The sequence below is a fragment of the Gemmata obscuriglobus genome, assembly GCF_008065095.1.
Lineage (GTDB): Bacteria > Planctomycetota > Planctomycetia > Gemmatales > Gemmataceae > Gemmata > Gemmata obscuriglobus.
This window is the reverse complement of sequence record NZ_CP042911.1, coordinates 5,439,334-5,462,976: the sequence shown is the minus strand read 5'-3', so window position 1 is coordinate 5,462,976 and position 23,643 is coordinate 5,439,334. Positions and strand designations below refer to the sequence as shown.

The following is a 23,643-nucleotide window of genomic DNA, read 5'->3' as shown; positions in this document are numbered from 1 at the left end:
GCGCCTCGTTGACGGTCACCGGTGAGATCGTAAAGACGTGCGATCAGAGCGAGGGGCGACTCGGAGAACGGGACTTCCGGCTTGCCAAACACGTGCTCGGGCTGTTGAGATCGGGTTGCGAGCGCGCGGGCCGCTCGCAACTGCGTGAATGGTTTACCGGGTGCTACTATCGTGCGGTGAGCGGGTCCCTACTCATGGGGAAAAGTAACTCTGGATGATTTCGCCCGTCAGCGTGTCGAAGGCTTTTACGTGCGTGCGGCCGGCGACGGTGGCTTCCGTTATGATGTCCGGCAACCCGTCCGCGTTGACATCGCGAATCGAGACCCGGACGCCGCCGAAGAAGTCCCTGTCGTACGCGAAGAAGCTCATCAACTCATCGCCGAACCGGCCCGAGAACACTTTGACGTGGGGCGCGGTGCCCGGCCCGGCGGCCGTAACGATGTCCGCAAACCCGTCGCGCGTCACGTCTCCGACCGCGACCGACACGCCGCCCCGGAACCGGCTGTCGTAGGCGAAGAAACTGGCCCGCTCGGCCCCGGTCACGCCGTCGAACACCTTCACGTGCGGGCCGGCACCGGGGCCGGCGCCGATGATGAAGTCGGCGACCCCGTCTCCGGTCACGTCCCCGCAGGCCACCGAAACCCCTCCGATGAACCCGGCGGAGAACGGGGACCACGTGAGCAACTCGGCGCCGGTCGCGCCGTCGAAGATCCCGACACGGGAGCCGATCCCCGATCCCGCCCCCACGAGCAGGTCGTCGATCCCGTCGCCGGTCCGGTCCGGCACGATCGCGACCTGGAACGAGCCGTAACCGGCCGGCGGTGCGACCGTCCGAACCAGTTGTCCGGCCGAGTTCTGGAAGCCGATTCGTCCGTCGGCGAACCGCACGGGTGTTAGCCCGTTCCGCGGCACCGCCCGGTCGGCGCCGCCCACCTCAACTCCCAAGGTGATCGTCTGATCGCGGGCCGTGCCGTTTGAACCGGTGGTGCGCACGGTCAGGTTGTACGCTCCCGGGTTCTGGCTGCCGAACACCGCTCCGGGCGCGACGGCGATCTGGCCGCTCGAATCGATCGTAAACAGCCCGTTGGCGCTGGTCACCAGGGCGTAACCGACTGTGGCCCCCGCGTCGGCGATCGGAGCGGCCACCTGGCCCACGACCGTCCCGGCCACGGCGTTCAGCGGGACCGTGCCCCCGGCAACGAGAACGGCAGCCCCGGGGGCGTCGGCGGCCCCCTGGATCGTGACGGTCACCTGGGCGGTCACGGTGAGGTCGCCCAGGTCGGCCGCGGTGTAGGTGAACGTGTCCGTTACGGAATTACCGGCCCGCAGGGCCTGAACGGACGCGCTGGCGTTATCGACCGTGTAGACAAACGTGCCGTCCGCGCGGACCGTGAGCGAGCCGTACGCGCCGGCCACCGGTGAGCCGACCGCGCCCGACGCCGAACCCACGACGCCGGCAGTGACCCCGGTGACGGTGAAGGTGTCGCCGTTGTCCACGTCCAAAATGTTCGTGAACACGGTGCCGGTCGGGTTCAGGCCGGGAGTCAGGTTGTCGAGCCCACCGGCTTCGGCCGCGGTCGCCGCGACCGCGCCACCGGTCGGGGTGTCGTTGGCGCCGTGGATGGTGACCGTCAGTTGTGCGGTGCTCGTGAGCCCGCCCCCGTCGGTGATCGTGTAGGTAAATGTGTCGGTCAGTGTGTCGGACGACGTGCGGAGTGCCTGGACGGCCGCATCGACGTTGTTGACGGTGTAGGCGAACGAGCCGTCCGCGTTAATTACGACGGAACCGTAGGTGCCAGCTACGGCGACGCCCACGCTGCCCGACGCGCTGCCCGCGTTCCCCGCCACCACGCCGGTCACGACCTTCGTGTCCCCGACATCCGGGTCCGTGTCGTTGGCGAGGACATCGCCGGTGGGATCGGTGCCCGGCGTGCCGTTATTCGTGCCGCCCGCTTCGACCGCCGCGCCCGCGTCCGCGACCGCGACGGGCTCACCGTTGACATCGAAGTTTGTGCCGAACTCGGACGTGTTGCCGCCGGCGTCGGTGGCCGTCGCCGTGACGCTGTCGGCGACCGTCAGGCCGAGCCCGGTTACATTCAGCGAGCCGCTGAAGTTGCCGCTCGCGTCGGTCGTCAGGAAGCCGATGTAGGTCCGGCCGCTCCCGTTGGCGGAACTGGTGTCGCTGATGAACACCTCGACGCGGTTGTTCGCGAACTCGACTTGCCCGGCCGCGCTGCCGACGTAGCCGGCGACGGTGAGCGTGCTCCCGACCAAGTTCGCGGTGGTGAATACCGGGAAATCGGTGAGCAGGTTCGGCTGCCCAGCGGATGCCGCGCCGTCGTTTGAGTTAGCCCCGTTGTTGCCCAGATCGATGCCCAGCGAGGTGTTCCCAAATATGCTGTTCTGAAGGACCGATTGCCCCAACCCCGACTCAACGCTCACCCCGCTGCCGTTGTTGAAGGCGATCACGTTGCCGGTTCCGGGCGTCGAGCCGCCAACCGTGTTGTTAGTGCCGATCAACCGGACCCCGTTGCCCCCGTTGCCGAAGCCGGTCGCGGACGAACCCGCCGGGTCGGTACCAATGTAGTTGCCCTGAATGAGGTTACCGGACGTTGACGAACCGAACACGCGGAACCCTTCACCGAGGTTGCCGCTGATAACGTTCCGCGCCCCCGCGGTGGTTCCGCCGATGGTGTTGCTCAGCGCGTTGATGATCGTGATGCCTGTCCCGTTCGGGAGAGGCGCGGTGCCGGCGGCGTTCAGGCCGATGACGTTGCCCGCGATGAGGGTGCTGTCGGCTTGCAACAGTATGCCGTCGGAGTTATTGCCCGAAATGAGATTCCCGGCACCGGCGGTGGTGCCGCCAATCGTGAGCCCCGTCGACCGCGAACCGGACAACGTGTCGATGCTGATTCCCGCTCCCCCATTACTGACAGCGGCCGTGCCGGCCGCGTTGGTGCCGATGTAGTTGCCCTGAATGCGCGTGCCAGAGATCCCTTCGCCGATGGTGGCAATTCCGTTCTGCGTGTTCCCACTGATGACGTTTCTTTCCCCGGCGGCCGAACCGCCGATGACGGTGTTCGGAGCGTCGATCAGCATGACACCTTGTAAGTTCGGTAACGCAGACGTTCCTGACGCATCGAGGCCGATGAAGTTGCCGAGAAGCGTGTTGCCGGGAGCGTTATTCATATCCACGCCGTTGCCCGAGTGTCCCGAGACGACGTTTCCCGCTCCGGCAGCCGCGCCGCCCAACGTGTTGCCGGACGCCCCGCTGCTCAGAAGGACGCCGCTGGCGTTGCCGAACCCGGTGGCCGCGGAACCGGCGGTGTCGGTTCCGATGTAGTTGCCCAGAAGCACGTTCCCGGTTGCCCCGCTGGTTTGCAGGTGGACGCCGGCACCGCCGTTCCCGCTGATGACGTTTCCCGCGGACGCCGCGCCGATGGCGTTGTTTGCCGACGAGACGACGACCCCGCCGATGTGGTTACCCGAACTCGCCGAGACGCTTCCGTCCGCGAACAGGCCGATGACGTTGCCCTCGACGGTCGTGTTGTCCGCCTCGATCCGGACCCCGTACTCCGCGTTACCGGAAATGAAGTTGCCCGCGCCGGCGGCGGTTCCGCCGATCGCTGTGCCCGTCGCGCCGGCCGTGGTGAGTACGCCGCTGGCGCCGTTACCGATCGGAGCCGCGCCGGTGTGATCGAGCCCGATGTAGTTGCCCAGGATCGTGTTTCCGGTTGCCATCGCTCCGGAAACGGAGACGCCGTTTTGTGAGTTACCGGAGATCACGTTCCGGTCGGCCGCGGTGGCGCCGCCCACGGTGTTCCCGCCGGCGTTGTCTAGTAACACTCCGGTCCCGTTGGCCGCCGCGGCCGTTCCGCTGGCGTTCAACCCGATCCAGTTGCCCTGAACGAAGTTGTTCGCGCTGGCGATGTGAACGCCCGCGCCGGAAAAGCCGTTGATAACGAGGCCCCGAACCGTACTGCCGGAGGAACCGCTCCCCAGATCGATGCCGTTGCTGTTGATGCCGCTGCCGTTCACGACGACGAGCGGCGCCCCGGCGTAACCGGCCTGCGTGCGTCCGTCGATTAACACCTGCTCGGTGACCACATCCAGCGCCGAAGCGAGCGTAATCGTCCACTTGCCGGTCATGGCGTTAAAATTGGGATCGGCATTGGACAAGTTGAACTCGATTGTGTCCGCCTCGTCGGCCGCGTTGGCGTCCGCAATCGCCTGTCGCAACGAGCCGGCGCCGCTGTCGCCGGTGTTCGTCACTGTGAACGTGGCAAACGTCCCCGCGTACGCGCCTTGCTCCGCGGCGGTAAGAGGGGAGCCGGTTTCGATCGCACCCCGTTGGTACTCGAGCACCCAGTCCCCGCCGAGCGCGGCGGCCCCGGTGACGTTCGTACTCGCGGCCACGTCCGCACCGGTCCACGCGCGGAAGTCGTCCAGAAGAGACCGCCCCGCGCTCCCGCCGGCGAGATCGCACTCATAAAAGAGCAGGTCCGCACCAGAAGCGAGGGACCCGCGCCACTGCCGGACCTCGTCCGCATAAGACCCGATCCGGGCGCGGTCGATTTGCGACCCGCCAAGCTGGAACCCGTCGGCGCTGCCGTGCGAGAAGAAGTGAACCCCGGTCCAATCTGAGCCGGCCGCCAGCGCGGCGCCCACCTGGGCGATGCCGTCTTGTTCGGCGTTCAGAACGAGAACCGCGCGCCCTTGGGTCTTCGCGCTGGCGGCCAGAAACTGCCAGTCGGCAACGTGGGGATCGACCACCACCAGTTCGTGCTGGGTAGCAACACGTTCCGCAGCGGCCGGCCCGAAGTGCGAGGTGATGCCGCTGGCGTGACTCAAAACCGTTCGGGCCTCGAGCACCTCAATGCGAGACGAGAGAACGGGGACGCTGCGCGACCGCGACGACCCGCCCCCGTGGGCGCACGCGCGAACCAAAGACGTCAGCCCCCGCAGCCACAATCGTTGTTTCGACACGGTTAGCGCCCTTGTGTCAGGATCTCGTTCGCGCATCAAAAAACGGTCCGCTCCTGTAAAGGATCGTTACCACTTAACACTTTTTGCGTGCTCGCTTTGCGCCGCGATGATATGGTCTCAATTCGGCTTGCTGATTGCTTGCGAACTTGTGCGTTGCTGAGTGTGCCGTTCGTGTGTCGGTTACGGTTTTGTGGCGGGGCCGCAAAAGGTGGCGGCAGATTCATGAGTTGTTTGGCGGAATGTTGCGGCAACGTTGCGCATGTCTCATGCAGCTCGTGCGAGCGAAACGAAAATGCCCGCGGGTTTCGGCCCGCGGACACAAGAGGACTCGACAACGCTCTGGGCGTTACTGGTTGAACCAAAACTCCTTGGTGTTCACCAGCGCCCAGAGGATGTTCTCGTAAGCGGTCTTCTTGCCGGCCGCTCCGCTCTTGGCCTCCAACTTCTTGATGTGCTCGATCGCCGTCGCGAGGTCGTCCGCCGTCGGCTTCCGTGAGAACGCCGACAGGAATAGCTCCGTCACCTTCTCCTCGTCGGGGCGCTTGTCGTCGGCCTTCGCGAGCCGGTCCGCCCGACCACCGCCGCGACTGATCTTGCCCTGCACCTCGTCGCTGTTGAGCATGTGCAGCACGGCCGCCAGGTTCGCCTCGCTCACCCGTTCGCACTCGCACGCGCTGATCCGCTGCGGGCGCCCGTTCACGTCCAGGAAGTACGACTGGAACGACTCGTCCGGCAGCATGATCGCGCGGTTCGGGGCGTTCTTATCGGCCGGCAGCCCGTTGTACCGCGATGGGCTGTCGGTCACCTGGCACAGCGCGTCCAGCAGCACTTCCGCCTGGAGCCGCCGCGGGTAGTACCGGGCGTAGGCCTGCTTGTCGTGCTTGTTGAACTCGTTCGGCGCGCTCGAGAGCTGGTACGTCCGGCTCTTGCAGATCGTCTTAATGAGCGCCTTCAAGCTGTACTTGCTGTCGATCACGCTCTGCGTGAGTGCGTCGAGCAGCTCCGGGTTGCTCGGCGGGTTGGTGATCCGCATGTCGTCGAGCGGGTCGACGATGCCGCGGCCGAAGAAGTGCGCCCAGTACCGGTTCGCCACCGTCTTCGCGAAGAACGGGTTCTTGGGCGACACCATCCAGTCCACCAACTTCTGGCGCGGGTCCTCGTCCACGGGAATGGTCATCGGGTCGCCGTCGAGCGGCTTCGCCTCGGCCGGCTTCTGGGTCCGCTTGTTGGTCACGTTCCCGATGGTGCGGATGTAGACCGTCTGGACGCGGTTGTCTTGTCGGTTCGGGTCCGCGCTCGGGAGCCGCGCCTCTTTCCGCCCCACGCGGGCGTAGAACGCCGCCAGACTCCAGTAATCGTCCTGCGACCACTTCTCGTAGGGGTGATGGTGGCAGTTCGCGCACGACAGTCGCTGGCCCAGGAACACCTGGCTCACGTCGTCCACGAACTGCTCGGCCTTATCGATTTCCTTGTACCACACGGTCGGCGGGGACTTCCGCTCGTCGCCGGTGCTGGCGACGATGGCCCGGACGAACTCGCTGTACGGCGTGTCCGCGGCCACCTGCTCGCGGATCCACTCGTGGAACGCGAACGTGCCCTGTGCCCGGTTTTGCTCCTGGCGCCGCTTCACGCGGAGGATGTCAGCCCACTTGTTCGCGAAGTAGTAGGCGTACTCCGGGGTCTCCACCAGCGCGTCCACGAGCTTGTCACGCTTCGCCGGGTCCTTGTCCGCAACGAAGTCGGTGACCTGTTTCGCCGTGGGGAACGTCCCGGTGATGTCGATGAACACGCGGCGGACGAACTGCTCGTCACCGCACAGGTCTGATGGGACCAGCCCGAGTTCGCGCCACTTTTTGGCGGTGAACTTGTCAACAACGGTCTTTTCGGCGAACTCCCACGCGGGAGTTTTCACCCCCAGCGGGACCGTGGCGCGGAACACCGCGACCATGCCCTGATACCGCGCCATGATGGCCGCCTCGCCGCTCATGCCGAGCGTGCGGACCTGTGCCCGCTCGTCGACGGTCGCGATCTCGGTGTCGTTGCTCTCGTACTGCGCCCGGCGGGTGATGTCCTCGACGGCGCCGTTGGTGTAGTGCGCGTACACCGCGAACTGCTGCTTGCCGTGCCGGCTCAGTACCCGGTGTTCGGGGTAGACGCTGATCCGCGTGACCTTCGGGTCCTTCTCCTCGCCCCACGGCATCCCGGCGGCGATCCAGCGCCGCACCAGCTTGTACTCGTCGCTGTCGGGCTCCATCTTCTTGCCGCCGCCGTGCGGGGCGCGCCCCGTGGCCTTCGTCAGGAAGAGGGAGGCGTCCGGGCTGGCCGGGAACAGGCGCCGCCCGCGGGCTTCCTTCACAAGTGTGGCGTAATCGAGGTCCGGCTCGAACCCGAGGAGCGAGAGCCGGAAACCGTTCTGCCCGGCGAGCTTTCCGTGGCACCCGCCCGAGTTACACCCGAGCTTCGTGAACACCGGCACGACCTGGTTCGTAAAGTTGAGCGGCAGGCTCTCACCCACGCTTTTCACGCTCAGCGGAACCCGCACGGCCCGACCGCCGAAGGTGATCGCGATGTCCGTGGTGCCGTCGGCCTTGGGCACGAGGCGCCCGGCGGTCACCGTGGCCGATTTGCCGTCCGCAATGAGGTACTGCGCTTCGGCGGTGAGGTCCACCGTTTGCCCGCTCGCAAGCGTTCCGGTCACAATCAGTTGCGCCGCGTCGTCGGCACCGACCAGCGTCACCTTCGCGGGGTAAACGGCGATGCTCTTTACGTCGGCGGAGTTGATCTCGGCGGCGTCGGTTCGGGAGGCAAGGGCGCAAGGAGCAACCAGTGCGGCGACAAATAGCGACCAGAGGCGGGATCGCGTCTGCATGGAAGAGACCCTCTGATAGGGTTAGCTCGGCGGGGCGGGTGGATCAGCAGCGAGAGTTTCGGCAGGTGGTGTGATTGTCGCTCACGCCCGACCGAAGTGCAAGGGGGAGCAATACAAACAGTGGTGAGGGCGCCCGCCATCTCACCCGGGGACCTGAGCGATGACCGAATACCTGTGCCTGACGCTGCTCGCCAACGCCGACGAACCGGCACCGGCGTTCAAGTCTCGCCTGACGGCCTTCTGGTCGCACCTGCTTCGCACGCAACCCGACACCTACGAAGCACTTTACGCCGAGGCGGTGACGTTCGAACTCGTGGGCGGGCGGGTGTCGCGTCAGTACATGGTGGAGGTCGCGGCGGCCGAGCCGCTGGCCGATGCACTTCGCGCGGGTGGCGTCGAAGTGGCACCCGTTGACACCGACGACACTTACACCAAGTATGAGGCCAGTGGGAGCGAGTGGTTTCAGGTCGAACACTAACTTCGTGATTCGTCCCGGCCCGCGCGTGGGCAGTCAATCGCGTTCTAGATGATGCTTGTGTGGTTACGCCCTCACCCGAGCGGCCCATGAGCAGTACTTTCGAAAACACCACCCGCGCGCGCACCCCATTCGACGCACCCCGATTAGCGCCTGGTGTGCTCCCAGTGTTCGCGAGCGGGAGCCCGGTTCCGGGGCTCAACAGTTGGGTACTTGAGCAGAAACTCGGCGGCGGCGGGTTCGGTGAGGTGTGGCTGGCCCGGCACGCCTGGGACGCCGAACAGCCCCCGCGTGCGGTCAAGTTCTGTACCGACCCCGGTGCGCGGCACCAACTCGTGACGCACGAGCAAAACGTCGTGCGCCGGGTGATGAAGTACGCCGGCAAGCACCCGAACATCGTGCCGCTGTTGGAGTGCAATCTGGACGGCGACGTGCCGTGGCTGATGTACGAGTTCGTGCCGGGCGGCACCCTCGCGAGCACGCTCGCAAAGTGGCGTCGCATGTCGCCGCGCCGGCGCATCGATCTCGCGGTTCAGACGCTCTACGAGCTGACGGCCGCGCTGGGCGCGTGCCACCGGTTCGACCCGCCGCTGGTCCACCGCGACCTGAAGCCGCACAACGTGCTGATGGCCGGCGGGAAGGTGCCGCGGATCACTGATTTCGGCATCGGCGGCATCGCACTACACCCGTCGGGCAAGACCGATTTCGGGTCCTCCACGGCCGTAGCGGCGCGCCTGCCATCGGAACTGCGGGCAGCGGGGACGCGCATCTACGCCCCGCAGGAACAGTTGCTCGGCAGCGAGCCTCATCCGCGCGACGACGTGTACGCGCTCGGGATCATCGCTTACCAACTCGTGACGGCCGACATCAACACAGCGCCGGGTACAGACGCGGCCTACGAGCTCCGAAAGCTGCACGCGCCCGAAGTGCTCGTCGAGCTGGTTTTGCGCAGCGCGTCGATCAACCCCGAAAGCCGCCCGCACAGCGCGACGGAGTGGGAAGATGCGCTCGGGGCGCTGCTGTGTAAAACGCACCCCGACATTGAACACGACGACCCGCCGGCCCCCGAAACGGTTGACGTGTCCCCGTCAACCGCCACGTTGGCCGCGCGCACGGAAACGTTTCGGGCGTCTTCTTTGCCAGAACCGCCCGCACCGCTGCCGGAACCGTCCGTGCCGTCGAAACGGACCGATGCGTCCCGAATCAAAGCGAACTGGCGCGTGGGGCCGACCGTTTCTTCGGGCCGCGGCCGGGTCCGTCAGGTGACGAACGCCTGGGTGGCGGTCGCGGCGCTGCTGGTGTTCGGGGTGCTGGTGGCGGGCGTTGTGTACGTCGTTTCGGGCGGCCCCGGGCGGTTCCGCGGCACCGCGGGCACGTACCCCGGCGAGGTGCGCGCGGTGCCGCTGCCGGGCGGGTCGGAAATGACGTTCTGCTGGGTGCCACCCGGCGAACGCCAGCTCGGTTCGCCCGCGTCCGAGCGCGAGGCCGTCCTCAAGCAGTTCAACCAGAGCCCGCTTCGCATCAGTGCTGAGGCCGAAGACACGCGGGGCCGGTTCCGCACGCCGGGGTTCTGGCTGGGGCGGTACGAGGTGACGCAGGCAGAATGGGCGGCGGTGATGGCCGACACGCCGTTCGCACAGCCGAGCCACTTCCGGCCCGGCAGGAGCCACGCGGACAAACTCGGCTCGAGCGCCGATACAATTCGGTTCCCGGTCGAGGGGGTGACGTGGAACGAGTGCCAGGAGTTCGTTGCGCGGCTCAACGGGATCGCCGCGCGGGCGAGCGCCCGGGGCCGGTTCGCGCTGCCGACCGAGGACATGTGGGAGTACGCGTGTCGCGGCACCGATTCCGGTTCGCATCCGTTCCACTTCGGCCGCGAGTTGAACGGGACGCAGGCGAACGTGGACGGCACCGCGCCCTTCGGCACCGCGTCCAAAGGGCCGAATTTGGACCGCCCGGCTGTGGTCGGCAGCTACGCGGGCCAGCACCCGCACCCGTGGGGCCTGTGCGACATGCACGGGAACGTGTGGGAGTGGTGTGAGAACAAGTACGACGGGACGATCGCGCGGGTGGTGCGCGGCGGCTCGTGGTTCAACCAGCCGCACGACGCCCGGTCCGCGAACCGCAACTGGCACTCGCCCGAGGCCCGGCGGCCAGACATCGGGGTTCGCGTGTGCTGGATACCCGAGTAACGCAATACAGACAGCTACCGCTCCCGGGCCGCGCGAAGCCGGGCGAAGAGCTCCCGGTGACGCAACATGAACCGGAGCCGCGGCACGTCCGACCAGAACAGCGGGCTCAATTTGTCCAGGCGCTTTTCCTGGCGCTCCGATAGGGCGGCGTACTGAGCGATGCGTGTGCCGCGGTTGGTACTCGCGCCGTCCGGGTGGATCACCCGCGCCGCTTCTTCGAGGGCCGCCGCCCCCGCCTCGAACCCGATCGCCCGTAGCGCCGCCGCGTGCCGGCGCCAATTGGCCCCGGCGGAGTTGAAGAAGTACTGACTGAGTCCGCCGTTGCACACCTCCCAGTAGAGCACCCGGCAGTCGGTCAGGTGCCCCAGGGTCGTCCGTTCGCCTTCGGTTAGTTCCATCCCAACCGGTAGCTCGAGATCGTCCGATGCGGGTAGTCCGGCTGTCTCCCGAACGAAGTCGATCGCTTCGCGGTGGTACGGGTGGTCGGGGCGATCGAGGTACTCTTCGGCAGTGCGGAGGGCGGCCTCCGGCTCCGTGGCCGCCAGCGCGCGCAGCGCCGGGCCGAACGTGCAGTTCCAGGGCCAGATGGCCGTGCGGGTGAGCGCGGCATCGAGCAGCGGGCGCACCACTTTCGCATCGAGTTTTACGCCGTGCTCGTTCAGTTGCTTGAGCGCGGCATGAACGGTTCGGTCGTTCGCAACCGACAGTACCTGCGGGCTGCTGAGGGCTTCGAGAGCGGCTGCCCCACCGTACCGCGCGTGGAACCCGACTGCCCAGTACGAGAACGGCAGCGCGGGATCGAGGGCGGTTCGCTCGGCCCATACCCGTATCCCGTCGAGGAACTCCGGTTCCGCCCAGCCCTGCTCAATGGCCAGTTCGACCCCCTCTTGGGCCGGTCGGGACTGCTTGGCGAGTTGCTCTAGCACAAAGGGGAGCTGGTCGGCGCGGCCCAGCGCGGTGCGGGCTTTGATTGCGGGGTTGGAGACGTACCATTCGGGGCGACCGACCAGGTGGCCGATGCGGTCGCCCAGTGCCCGCGAGGGGAGCTCGGCGAGCAGGCGGACCACCCGCTCGGCCGAGGCCGTCGGTACGCCCTGGCTTTCGTCTCTGTCCCAGGTGGCTCGGGGGGCGTCGATGGCCGCGAGCAGCTGAGGTTCAGCCGTCGCCAGTACCTTCTTGATGCGAATCTCGGCCGCGTCGCAGCGGATCGGGTCTGCGTCAAGCAGATCGGCGATCGCGGCGGGCAGTTCCGCCGGAGTGAGCAACGGTGCGGCTTCGGCGGCGTTCCGGAGCGCGTAGCGCCGCTCGTACTCTTCGTCGAGTTCCCGGTGACCGTCCGGGTCCGCGACGAGCGAGCGGGCGTACTGCTTCATGGCGCGTGCTTTGGGGCGGAACCGTTTCCGGGCGGCCCAGACGCCCCAGACGGTTGCCAGCGTGGCCGCGACGAGGACGGATTGAAGCAACGGTCGGCCCTTCCTTGTGCCGAGGTCAGAAGTGCGGGCGCGCGTGTGCCCCAGAGGAGTATACGGGCTGTCGTGCCGTCCGACGGCTACCTGCGCCGCACCCCCGAGAGAGCGAAAGTCGCGCTCCCGAACGGTCGGGTCAGGGGATACAATTCAGGCGTTACCCGTTCACATCGAGTCGCGGTCCCGCACCGAGATCGAGCTTTCATGAGCGAGCGTGCCGAAGGCGTTCCCCAGCAAACTTCGAACGGTGCCGCCGCTCCCCTCACGGCCGGAGCACCGGTTCCCGGGTTGAGCAGTTGGGTGCTGGAAGGCCGGCTCGGGGTTGGCGGGTTCGGCGAGGTGTGGCTCGCCCGGCACGCCTGGAACGCGAAGGAACCGCCCCGGGCGGTCAAGTTTTGCACCGATTCCGGCGCGCGGCTCCGGCTCGTCACCCACGAAAAGAACGTGGTGCTCCGCGTGATGCGCTACGCCGGCGCGCACCCGAACATCGTTCCGCTGCTGGAGTGCAACCTGGACGGCGACGTGCCGTGGCTGATGTACGAGTTCGTGGAGGGCGGCACCCTCGCGAGCGCCCTCGCCCAGTGGCGCTCCCTGCCACTCACGAAGCGCATGGGGCGCACCGTGCGCACGCTCTACGCTCTCGCCAGCGCCCTTGCGGTGTTCCACCGGCTGCGCCCCCCGTTGATTCATCGCGACCTGAAGCCGCAGAACGTGCTGATGGCCGGCGGGAAGGTGCCGCGGATCATTGATTTCGGCATCGGCGGGGTCCCCGTGCCCCGGGACGTGGAAGCGGCCGGCACCGCGCTCGCCGCCCGCGTTCCGACCGGGCTTCAGGCCGCGGGTAGCGCCAATTACGCTCCGGTCGAGCAGCGGCTCGGCAGCCCTCCGGACCCGCGCGACGACGTTCACGCGCTCGGGGTGATAGCGTATCAGGCCCTTGTCGGCGACGTGACCGTTGCCCCCGGCCCCGATGTCAAGGACGAGCTGCGTCAGTTGCGCGTGCCGGGTGAACTGGTGGCCTTGATCGTGAGCAGCGTGGCGACGAACCCGGACCGGCGCCCGAAGGACGCGGGCGAGTGGGAGGTGGCTCTGGCGGAACTGATGCAACGGGCGCAGAGGCCCTCCGAAGCGGTTCCGCTGAGCGTGTCCGAACTCGGTGCGGTGCCGGTCGTGCCGCCGGCCCCGGAGCGGGAACTGGTCGCGGCGGACGAGTCGGCGCTCACCACTGCTCTGCGCGCCCACCACTTCACGGGCGGGTGGTGGTGGGCGCAACCCCTGTTGGGGCTGCTCGTGATGATGCTCCTGCTGGCGAGCGCGCTCCTGTACCTCGCGACGGCCGGGCGCGGGTGACGCGCGTTCCGACGTTTCTTTCTGGGGAGAGGGGTTGAGTGGGGCGCGCCCGCGCGGGCTCCCGGACGCCGTTCCAATTCTCGTCCTGCGGCGGTATCCTAACCACCATCTTCCGGGAACCGTCATGGGCCACAGCGACCACGAACACACGCAAGCGCAGTCGCGGGACGACATCTCGCGCCAGACCCCGCCCCCGAAGTTCGCGCCCGGCGACCAGCTCCCGAACCTTGAAATGTGGACCCTGGAGCGCCGGCTCGGCGGAGGCGGGTTCGGCGAGGTGTGGCTCGCCCGGCACGAGCGCAAGGGGGCCGCTGCGGTCAAGTTCTGCACCGACCCGGTCGCCAAGCACCAACTGGTCCACCACGAACGGGCGGTGGTCGCGCGCGTCATGAAGTACGGGGGCGACCACCCGAACATCGTGCCGCTGTTGGAGTGCAACCTGAGCGGCGACATCCCGTGGCTGATGTACGAGTACGTCGAGGGCGGGACGCTGGCGGAGGCGGTCGCGCAGTGGGCGGCGCTGCCGCCCCCGCGGCGGCTCGGGCGCGCGGTCCGGGTGCTGCACGCGGTCACCGGCGCGCTCGCGCAATTCCACCACCTGCGGCCGCCGCTGGTTCACCGGGACCTGAAACCCCAGAATGTGTTGATGGCCGGGACCGTGCCGCGGATCACGGACTTCGGCATCGGCGGGATGGCGGTCGAGGCCGGGCGCGCCGACAAGTCCGCGGAGTCGTCCGGCTCGGGCCTCAACGTCCGCGTGCCGACCATGCTTCAATCTGTCGGCAGCGCGCGGTACGCGCCGCAGGAACAGTTCCTGGGCAGCCCGCCGGACCCGCGCGACGACGTGTACGCGATCGGCGTGCTGGCGTATCAGATGATGTTCGGCGACCTGAACGTGCTGCCCGGTCCGGACGTGCTGGACGCCCTCCGCGCGTTGAAAGTTCCGTCCGAATTGGCGGCTCTGACGGCCCGCAGCGTGGCCCTGGACCCGGCCCGCCGGCCCCGCGACGCCGGCTCGTGGGAGCGGGTACTCGGCACGCTGCTCAGCAAGAAGACCGTGCCGCAAGCATCGGCCCCGAAGGCGGCGGAGGACTCGCGCGACGAGCCGACCGAGACGATGGACGTGCTCGGCTCATCGGTTTCCGCGTCCGCCGCGCTCGTCACGCAAACGCTGGACATCGGCGCACGCGGGCGGTGGTACTCGCGCGCTATCACCCGGGGCGCCGAGTGGCGCCTCGTCGCGGCGACGCCGGGCGAGGTGCGGGTAGTGCCGGGCGAGTTGTACCGGTTCTCGATCAACTCCGCAGCCACCGAGGACGACACCCGCGCCTTGGGGCGGCTCGCCGGGCTCGACGCACTGGTTTACCTGAACCTCTCGTATTGCGAGGGCGTCACCGACGCGGGCGTGGCGCTACTGAAGGGCTTCCGGGGGGTGCGGCAACTGTACCTGCGAGCGTGCCCGCGGCTCACCGACCGCGGGCTGGCGCATCTGCGGGCGCTTGTCTCTCTGCGCATCCTGGAGCTGACCGACTCCGGCGGCATAACCGCTGCGGCGGTTGCCGCCCTTCAGCAGGCGCTGCCGGCGTGCAAGATCATTCGCTGAGCAGCACCGTCGCACTCGATCACTTCTCAACACCCGCCAGCGGCCCGCCCTTCGCGAACAGCGTGTCTACTTTCCGTGTCACCTCCGGCGGCACTTCGAGCGGGGGCGGCATGTGCGGCTTCAAGCGCGCGTCGATCACCACCGGCCCGCGACAGCCCCAGTGCTTCCGGTGGGTGAACGACCCCACCCCGTACACGTCGTTTGCCGGGTCCGACCGTGTGAACACCGCCCACAGGAAGTTGTTCAGCGTGCGAGCTACGAACTCGCTGTCGTCAACAACCACGATCAGCGGGAAGCCGGCGAGTTGCGGTTCCTGTTGCGCGAGCTGCGAACAGAGCCACGTCACGTCCGCGTCGTCGATCTGGCACCGCGAGCCCGATTTCCGAATCGGCGGGCCTTTCACCGCGAGAACCCCCGGCAGCACGACACACGGGTCGGCGAAACCGTCCGGCAGCGTCAAACCCGGCGGTGTCGCGGTTGCCAGCTCGCGCCGCTTCGGACCCGCGGCGGCCAGCACCAGTTTCGACCCCGCGTTGAGCCCCAGCCCCGGCGAATAGTCGAGCGTGTCTACCGTGGTGCGGGTTTGAAAGTGCAGGTCGCTTTCCGGATCGAAACGCTCCAGCAGGTGCCGCAGGAAGGCGCTGATGTCGTGGATGTCGAGGTCCGGGGCGTCCTCTTTTGCCACGATGAGCAGGTATTTGGCCAGCGAGAGCTGGCCCTGGCCCAGGACCGCGTTCGCGAGCGTGAGTAACTCCTGCGGTCGTCGGGTTTCGGCGTACGGAACGTATCGCTCGGACCCGATCGCCAGGAGCAGCGGGTGTACTCCGGCGGCGTCGACGGCGTGGACCGCGTGTAAACCAGGCATCACCGTCGGGATCACCGGACCGGTCAACTCGTGAATCAACTCGCCGAACGTCGTGTCCTCCTGGGGCGGGCGGCCGACCACCGTGAACGGCCAGATGGCGCCGGGGCGGTGGTACACCGTTTCCACCGTCATCACCGGGAAGTCGTGGGTGAGACTGTAGTAGCCGAGGTGGTCGCCGAACGGCCCCTCCGGCTTCGTGCGCGTCGGGTCGATCCAGCCCGAGAGGACGAAATCCGCTTCCGCGGGCATCGGCAGGCCGGACGCCCCCGGTTTGTCCCCTGCCGTGGGGACCGGTTTGCCGCGCACCAGCTCCAGCCGTCTGCCGCCGAGTGCGGCGGCAAACGCCAGTTCCGGCAGGCCCTCGGGGAGCGGCATCACCGCCGCCACCGCCAGCGCCGGCGGCCCGCCCACGATCACGTTCACCCGCAACCGCTCCCCGCGCCGCACGGCCGCGGCGTGGTGAACCCCGATCCCGCGGTGGATCTGGTAGTGCAGCCCCGCTTCGCGGTCCGGGACGTACTCGTTCCCGCCGAATTGGACCCGGTACATACCAAGGTTCGATTTCATCCACCCGGGCGTGTCCGGGTGCTCGGTGTACACCTGCGGGAGCGTCACGAACGGTCCGCCGTCGAGCGGCCAGCACTTCAGTTGAGGCAGTTGCGAAAGACGTGTCGTGTGTCCTAAAATAGGTCCGCTGCGCACGAACTTGGGGCGCAGCCTCCACCCGAGGAACGGGAGGTTCCAGTACCGCCAAGGGCGTTTGCGGATGGCTGCCGGGTCGGTTTTCAGCTCCACGAGTTTGCGCACGTCTTCCAGCGCGTCGCGGAATAGAAACTTCGCCCGGTCCAGTGTGCCGAACACGTTCGACACCATCGGGAACGGGCTCCCCTTCACCCGTGTGAACAGCAGCGCCGGGCCGCCGGCTTGGTACGCGCGCCGGTGTATCTCGGCCGCTTCGAGGTACGGATCGATTTCCGGCTCGATGCGAACGAGCCGGCCCGCGCGTTCGAGGTCGGTGACGGCGGCGGCGAGGTTGCGGTGGCCCATTAGTGAGTTCTGTCGTGTTCGAGTTCAGGCCGGTTTTTGAAGAAACCGTGTCGGGACCACGCGGGACAACCGCGACCTGTTCGCGCGTGGCGCGGATATTCGGGGCTGCCGCGAATCGGTTCGCACCGCTCCCGAAACTTCGAGCGCCGGCGTCAAACCGGCGGGCGGCATTATCGGCGGTGCGTTTGGAACCGTCCGGGATCGGGTTTATGGTAGCTTGGGAGCCTCCGAACGGTGGCCCCGCCCCGGCGGCTCGTGCCGCCGGTCCTCGTTGGATCGCTTGTGACACACGCACCTCAGAAACCACCGTTCCCATGGATGTCGGCCGCCCTCGCGGTCGTCGGGGCCGGGGCCGCGGCCGCTATCACCGTCGCCGCTCCGGCGGCGGCGGCGCCGCTGGTGGCCGTACTGGTTCTGGGGGCGGCGGTCGTCGGATGGCGTGCCCGCTCCGCCGCCCCGGCGCGCCCGGCGCCGCGCGGCGCCACGCAGGACTCGCTCCCGGAGTCCGACGTGCGGCTCCGGTTGCTCGAATCGGCAGTCATCCACGCGCACGACGCGGTCGCCATCGTCGAAGCGGTGCCTGGACCCGTCCGCCCGGGCCGGTCCGTTATGTATGTGAACGACGCGTTCTGCCGGCTCACCGGGTACTCGCGCGCCGACGTCATCGGGCGGTCGCTGTACATGCTCCGCGGGGCCAGCACCGACCCCGAGACGCTGGCCCGGCTCGCGACCGCGATGGACGCCGGCACCTCGCTGCGTGTGGAGTTGCGCAACTACCGAAAGGACGGCACCCCGTTTTGGGTGGACCTCAGCGCGGTGCCGGTGCCGGACCCGGACGGCACGCTGTCGCACTGGGTGCTGATCCAGCGGGACATCGACCGCCGCAAGTCGGCCGAGCGCCGCGCGCGCCAGACCGGGCAGTTGCTCCGCGCCATCATCGACGCGTTCCCGGGGCCGATCAGCGCCAAGGACCGGGACGGCCGGTATCTCGTGATGAACCAGTTCCAGGCGGAGCTGCTCGGGGTCACCCCGGAGGCCGCGGTCGGGCGCACCGCGACCGAACTGGTCGGCCCGGCGCACGGCGCGAAGACCGCCGAGCGGGACCGCGAGGTGATGGCCACCTGCCGCCCGACCCAGTTCGAGACCCGGTACCCGGCGCCGAACGGGGACGAGCGCCCGTGGCTCGCCAGTAAGGCGCCGCTGTGGATGCCCGACGGGATCGACAGCGAACCGGCCGGCGCCCGCGGGGTGGTGACCGTGGCCCTGGACATCTCGGCGCTGAAGGCCGCCGAGGACGCGCTGCGCAAGAGCGAGGAGCGGTACCGGCAACTGTTCCGCGCGGTGCCGCACCCGGTGTTCGTGTACGACACGCAGACGCTCCGCGTCCTGGCGATCAACGAGGCGGCGCTGCGCAAGTACGGGTACACGCGCGACGAGTTCCTGACGCTCACCGTGTCCGACATCCGGGTGCTGGACGCGGAGCCGCCGCTCGCGCCCGGCGACAGCAGCCGCCCGGACGGCCCGCCGGCGCTGCGCCGGCACCGCACCCGCAGCGGCGCGCTCCTGGACGTCGAGGTGTCGTCGTTCGCGCTCAGCCTGGAGGGCCGCGGGGTGAAGCTGGCGCTGGTCAACGACGTGACCGAGCGGCGCAAGGCCGAGGAGGAGCTGCGCCGCAGCGAGGGGATGTTCCGCGGCATCTTCGAGAGCACCTCGGCGGGGGTGTCCCTGACCAACGCGGCCGGGCTGTTCGTGTCGTGCAACCCGGCGTTCGCCGCGATGCTCGGGCGCTCGGTCGAGGAGGTGCTCCAGCTCACCCCGGCGAGCGTCACGCACCCCGAGGACCTGGCCGCGCAGCAGGCGCTGATGGACGAGGTGCGGGCCGGGGCCCGCGACCGGTTCGCGTACTCCCTGCGGTACCTGCGGCCCGACGGCCAGGTGGTGTGGGCCGAGCTCTCGTTCGCGGCCATCCGCGACGCGCGGGGGGCTTACGAGTACGGCCTGGGCGTGTCGGTCAACGTCACCGAGCGCCGGCTGCTCGAGGACCAGCTCCGGCAGGCGCACAAGATGGAGGCCATCGGGCAGATGGCCGGCGGGGTGGCGCACGACTTCAACAACCTGCTCACCGCTGTGCTGGGCAACCTGTCGCTGGTGCGGCTCGGCCCCGACGACCCGAACGGGGAACTGGTCTGCGCGGCGGAGCAGGCCGCGACCCGGGCCGCCGACCTGACCCGCAAGCTGCTCGGGTACGCGCGGCGCAACCAGCTCGTGTTCGCGCCGGTCGAGCCGCTCGCGGCGCTCAACGAGGTGGTCGGACTGATGCGGTGTACGGTGGGGCCGCGGGTCGGCTTGACGGTGGACGTGCCGCCCGACTGCCCACCGGTCCACGCAGACCCGACGCTGCTCGTCCAGGCCATCATGAACCTCGGGCTGAACGCGCGCGACGCGATGCCCGACGGCGGGGTGGTGGTGTTCACCGCGCGGCCCGTGGACCTGCGGCCCGACGACCCGGTGCCGGCCGGGTGGGACGACGTGCCGCCCGGCCGGTACGTGCGGTTCACGGTCGCGGACACCGGGTGCGGGATGTCCGACGAGGTGAAGACGCGGCTGTTCGAGCCGTTCTTCACCACCAAGGGCATCGGTAAGGGCACCGGCCTGGGGCTGCCGATGGTTCACGGCATCGTGAAGCAGCACCACGGGTGGATCGAGGTCCATTCCGCGCCCGGCACCGGCACCCGGATGGAGCTGAACCTGCCGGTGTCGGAACTGATCGCGACGCCGTCGCGGTCGCAGGCGCCGACCCCGCTGCCGGTGCCGTTCCCGCCCCCGCACGGTCACACCCCGACCACGATCCTGTTGGTGGACGACGAGCAGATGATCCGCGACCTCGGGTTCGCGGTGCTCTCCCGGGCCGGGTACCACGTCCTGTTGGCCGAAGACGGGCAAGAGGCGGTCGAGGTGTTTACCCGCGAGTGGCAGGACATTGCGCTGGTGATTCTGGACGTGACGATGCCGCGGATGTCGGGGAGCGAGGCATCACGGCACATGATTCGCATTGACCCGAACGTGCGGGTGCTGTTCTCGACCGGGTATGCGGCCGACGACCTGAGCGAGCTGGACGGGTCGCAGGGGCTGTTGAGCAAGCCGTACCGGCCGCAGGAACTCGTGACCGCGGTGCGGGCCGCGCTGACCATCACGCCGCAACCTGTGGGGTGACGGCCTGAGCGGGCCGTCTGGTGAACGGACGCCCGCCCGGCGTCAAAGGCCGTCCTTACGAGGCGGACGTTACCGCCGCCCGCACCCGCCCGAGGAACCACGGGAGCAGTGAGCCTTCCTGCCAGCGGCGCAGTGCCTTGCCTGCGAGCACGGCGGCGTGTCGTGGCAGGTGCTTTGCGAGTTCGCGCCCGCGCACGTTGCGCCAGAACACCCGCTCTTCGTTACAGGACTGACGCTCCAGCGTTCGGCGCGACGGCCGGCGCCCGTAACTGCCCGACACGCGGTGCCATACAACCGAACGCGGCTCGAAAACGATTCCGCCGCCGCGCCGGCGGAGCCGGAACGACAGGTCCACGTCCTCGAAGTACGCTCCGAAGTGTTCCGGGAACCCGCCCGCGGCGCGCAGGGCCTCGGCGCGGTAAAACGCCGCGCATGCGCTGGCGCCCCAGACCGGGTGAGGTGTATGGGTTGAGCCGCGAGCCACCGACCACTCAGTTCCGACTTCCGGCTCACCACTTCTCGCTTCCCACATACTCCCGTGCCCGCGCTTCCGTGCGAACCCGCCCATGTCGTACTCGTCACCGGCTGTATCGATCAGCGGCGGCAGCCCCTGTGCGCGCCGCTCGGGGCGGTTCTGTAATACCAGCGGCGCCACCGCGCTGAGTTGTGGGTCGGCGAACCACCGCAGTGCCGCATCGGCCCAACCGTCCGTTACCTCGGCGTCGTCGTTGAGTAACTCGATAACCGTTCCACTCGCGGCCGCAATGCCCGCGTTGGCTGCGACGCAGAACCCCCCCGCCCGCGGCCGGCGCACCACTTTTACGCCCGCGAACGCTGCCGCCGCGCGTGACACCGTCGCGTCGCGGGAGCCGTCGTCCACGACGATCACTTCCGTTCCGGGAGGGGCGTAGTCACGCACACTGGCGAGGCACAACGTGAGGAGGTCGGGTCGCGAGTGCGAAGGGATAACGATTGAGAGTTCCAAGTTCCCGGCTCCGGTTCCAAGTTAAAGACAGAAGCCTGGGCTTCGCAACTTGAAACTAGCTGGTGCGCCCGTCCTGTTCGGCCGCTATCGGGTGTAGGAACGCCGCCGCATAGCGGATGCGGGCCGCCGCCTCACGCGTCCGCCCGGATGTGATGTCGCCGACAAGGCGCCGGAGCTGGCCGAAGCACCGCGCGGCCTCGGTTTCGCCCCGAACCGTTGCCGCCAGCTCGCGCGCGCCGGCTTCGAGCCATACCGCGCCGGAGAGCAGGTTAGCCTGCCAGGCGGCCCAGTGGCGGCGGGCGTAGGTTAAGAGCGCGTGCCGCGTGACCAGACGTAGCGGAGGCGGCACCCGCCGCGCGTGCAGTGGCCAGTGGTGCGTCACCTCGAGCGCCGGGTCGAACCACACCCGCCACCCGCGGTCCGCGGCGCGGCGGCAAAAGTCGACATCCTCGTAGTAGAGGAAAAACGATTCGTCCAACCCGCTGAGTTGCTCGAAGCACTCGCGCCGCACCAGGAAACACCCCCCGGTGGCCCACTCGACCGCTCGCTTATCACCCCCCGGGTTGAGGTCACACTTGCGTCTGGCGCGTGCCAGGAACAGTCCCGCGACCGTTCGGCCGAACGACGGAAACGACCCGGCCGAGGGCTGAGGCGTACCGTCCCGATTCAGCAGTCGGAACCCGACCACGCCGACGTCCACGGGCAGATCGTTGCGGGTTGCCAGACCGAGGACGTCGTCGAGGAAGCCGTCGGTGACCGTGGTGTCGGGGTTGAGGAGCAGCACCCACGGGCCGGTGGTTAGTTTGCACCCGCGGTTGACGGCCGCGGCGAACCCGAGGTTGGCGTTGACTTTGCGGACCGTGACGCCACGCATCCGGGCGAGCCGGTTGGCGAGCGGGTGCGACGGTGACCCGTTGTCCACAACCTGGATCGTCGCGACCCCGGTCTTGACCGCCGCGGAGCGGCGGAGCTGTTGGACCAGGCGTGCCGTGTTGCGCCACTGGCAGAAGTTGACGACGACGACCGCCAGCCGCGCCGCAGGCGCGGAGGCGCGCCGGTGGGCGAGTGTGAGTTCGTGCCCGCGGCTCAGTGCGGCGGCGGGCGCGTGCGGCGGGGTGCCGTCTGGCGGGATAGCCAGGGCCATGCGGGTTCCTTCCCAGTGGCGGCCGCGGGTCCGCCCGCGGTCGGGAGATGATACGCACAGAACGAAACCCAATGCAAGCGGAACCTTCGGACGGATTTTCCGAACCGTAACGGCCCGTTTCTCCAGGCGGAAATGTTGAGTTCCACGGCGGGTTAATGCGCCATCGAAGTGGTGGCACAGGCGCGGGTGATGAACCCGTATTCGCCGGCCCGAATCAAACGCGCCTGGCCCGGCAAAGCGGGCGACAGAACCTGCGGCCGCGCAGCGGGGCGTGGGACATTGAGGCCACCGATGCCGGCATTGCACGCCCGCGGGATGAGTTTTTCCAAATACAGTTTGGGCGTGTTCGAGGGCTGCAATTGATCTGGTCAAAGCTGTCGCCAACTTGAAACCACTGGGCTTCGCGTGAGCGACGAGCCCGCGCTGGCGATCTCGCATGATGTGGTTGCTGGGTGAGGAGATCCCTTGCGGCTGTGGTGAAGGTCCGGGTGGGCGGCGCGCGAAAGGTAGTGCGAAGTGGGGAAACGAAAGTCAACAACTCGGACGGCCCCCGGCACCCGCAGCACTTCAACGCTCGCACGCGTTGTACGGTGTGTCCGCCCCCTAGCGTCTCCGGTGTTCACTTGGTCATGTGTGGTGCGGCACATTTTCGAGTGGCTGCCCGCGCCCCCACAAGTCCTAACGGACTCGATCCGGTGCCCGTGATAAGCGACAACGCTGTCGAGTATCAGGTTATCGTGCAATGATGATTTTGATGCTGTTGCGACTGTTAGGAACCCAGACGCCGGCCAAAAGGCTACAAAACACGGCGGTTGCGGCGGAAAATAGCGGACAACACCGCTCTATTTCATTCCCTTTCCGCGGGGCTTGTAATCGCGCAGATACACCGAAATGTGTTCGTGCAAATCCTCGGGGGCGAACCCGTATAGCTGCATCTCAGTCATCGCTCGTTCGGCGGTCCACCTGTGGTGCTCCATGCGAAAGATCGCGCACATGGTTCCGGTGCGATGAATGCCCGCGAAGCAGTGAACCAGAACGGGATGATTTTCCTTCTTTTCCATCACCGTCAGGAACTCTTGTACCGCTTGTTCCGCTGGAATCTCTCCCTTCTCGTCCGCTCCCCAAACACGCGGCACAATGCGAACGTGGTTGAGCCCTTTCGCCGCGCACACCCCTTCTTCCCAACTGTCGGGTGGTGGGGCGGCCGTTCGAGAGGTGCGGAGCGACACTACGGTCCGGATGCTGTGGTCGCGGACCACGCTGTCGAGTCCCGCGGGTGTAAGCTGCCCGCTCCGGTACAACACGCCCTCCTCGACCACACGAAAGTTACGTCGGTGCGTGTTCTCGTTAGCTGAGTAGACCAGTGGGGCCGCGATGACCAGAGCGGCCGCCGTTAAGCTGAGAACGAACCGCAAACGATCGCGCATAAGTGCCCCCCACCGAAGGTC

General features: G+C 67.9%; 12 protein-coding genes. 5 read left to right on the top strand and 7 right to left on the bottom strand.

Annotated elements, in window-relative coordinates:
- Window positions 1-192 precede the first annotated feature (192 nt).
- Together GobsT_RS22805 and GobsT_RS22800 are read right to left on the bottom strand one after the other, a co-directional pair.
- Entirely contained in the window at window positions 193-4,986 is a 4,794-nt protein-coding gene (locus GobsT_RS22805; protein ID WP_162542140.1) for a DUF4347 domain-containing protein, read from the bottom strand.
- Between the two features lie 346 nt (window positions 4,987-5,332).
- Window positions 5,333-7,855, bottom strand: a complete 2,523-nt coding sequence (locus GobsT_RS22800) for a DUF1549 and DUF1553 domain-containing protein (protein WP_010037606.1) — start codon at window positions 7,853-7,855, stop codon at window positions 5,333-5,335.
- 160 nt (window positions 7,856-8,015) lie between these two features.
- Here GobsT_RS22800 and GobsT_RS22795 point away from each other — a divergent pair, with 160 nt between their 5' ends.
- The gene (locus tag GobsT_RS22795) at window positions 8,016-8,333 is read left to right on the top strand and encodes a hypothetical protein (RefSeq protein WP_010037603.1); all 318 of its coding nucleotides are present in this window, start codon (window positions 8,016-8,018) and stop codon (window positions 8,331-8,333) included.
- A 155-nt stretch (window positions 8,334-8,488) separates the two neighbouring features.
- Entirely contained in the window at window positions 8,489-10,522 is a 2,034-nt protein-coding gene (locus tag GobsT_RS22790) for a bifunctional serine/threonine-protein kinase/formylglycine-generating enzyme family protein (protein WP_010037601.1), read from the top strand.
- A gap of 14 nt (window positions 10,523-10,536) precedes the next feature.
- Here the strand turns inward: GobsT_RS22790 and GobsT_RS22785 are convergent, their stop codons facing one another.
- A complete protein-coding gene (locus GobsT_RS22785) occupies window positions 10,537-11,985 on the bottom strand; it encodes a DMP19 family protein (protein ID WP_010037599.1) in 1,449 nt (482 codons plus the stop codon).
- Window positions 11,986-12,192: 207 nt separating this feature from the next.
- On the opposite strand from GobsT_RS22785, the gene GobsT_RS22780 reads away from it, so the two are divergent.
- Complete coding sequence (locus GobsT_RS22780; protein WP_010037595.1) at window positions 12,193-13,338, top strand: serine/threonine-protein kinase; 1,146 nt, start codon at window positions 12,193-12,195, stop codon at window positions 13,336-13,338.
- A gap of 124 nt (window positions 13,339-13,462) precedes the next feature.
- Window positions 13,463-14,941, top strand: coding sequence for a serine/threonine-protein kinase (locus tag GobsT_RS22775; RefSeq protein ID WP_010037591.1), 1,479 nt, complete (start codon window positions 13,463-13,465; stop codon window positions 14,939-14,941).
- Window positions 14,942-14,960: 19 nt separating this feature from the next.
- On the opposite strand, the gene GobsT_RS22770 is transcribed toward GobsT_RS22775, so the two are convergent.
- Window positions 14,961-16,853 carry a UbiD family decarboxylase gene (locus tag GobsT_RS22770; protein WP_010037534.1) on the bottom strand — a complete coding sequence of 631 codons (1,893 nt, stop codon included), beginning with the start codon at window positions 16,851-16,853 and terminating at the stop codon, window positions 14,961-14,963.
- Between the two features lie 318 nt (window positions 16,854-17,171).
- Between GobsT_RS22770 and GobsT_RS22765 the strand changes: the two genes are divergently transcribed.
- Entirely contained in the window at window positions 17,172-20,066 is a 2,895-nt protein-coding gene (locus GobsT_RS22765; protein WP_010037530.1) for a hybrid sensor histidine kinase/response regulator, read from the top strand.
- Between the two features lie 55 nt (window positions 20,067-20,121).
- Here GobsT_RS22765 and GobsT_RS22760 read toward each other — a convergent pair whose 3' ends face one another.
- The 3 genes from GobsT_RS22760 to GobsT_RS22750 all read right to left on the bottom strand — a co-directional run bounded on the left by GobsT_RS22760 (window position 20,122) and on the right by GobsT_RS22750 (window position 23,622).
- Window positions 20,122-21,051, bottom strand: coding sequence for a glycosyltransferase family 2 protein (locus tag GobsT_RS22760; RefSeq protein WP_063744575.1), 930 nt, complete (start codon window positions 21,049-21,051; stop codon window positions 20,122-20,124).
- 55 nt (window positions 21,052-21,106) lie between these two features.
- Window positions 21,107-22,195, bottom strand: a complete 1,089-nt coding sequence (locus GobsT_RS22755; protein WP_010037526.1) for a glycosyltransferase family 2 protein — start codon at window positions 22,193-22,195, stop codon at window positions 21,107-21,109.
- A gap of 842 nt (window positions 22,196-23,037) precedes the next feature.
- Window positions 23,038-23,622 carry a dual specificity protein phosphatase family protein gene (locus GobsT_RS22750; RefSeq protein ID WP_010037523.1) on the bottom strand — a complete coding sequence of 195 codons (585 nt, stop codon included), beginning with the start codon at window positions 23,620-23,622 and terminating at the stop codon, window positions 23,038-23,040.
- Window positions 23,623-23,643 lie beyond the last annotated feature (21 nt).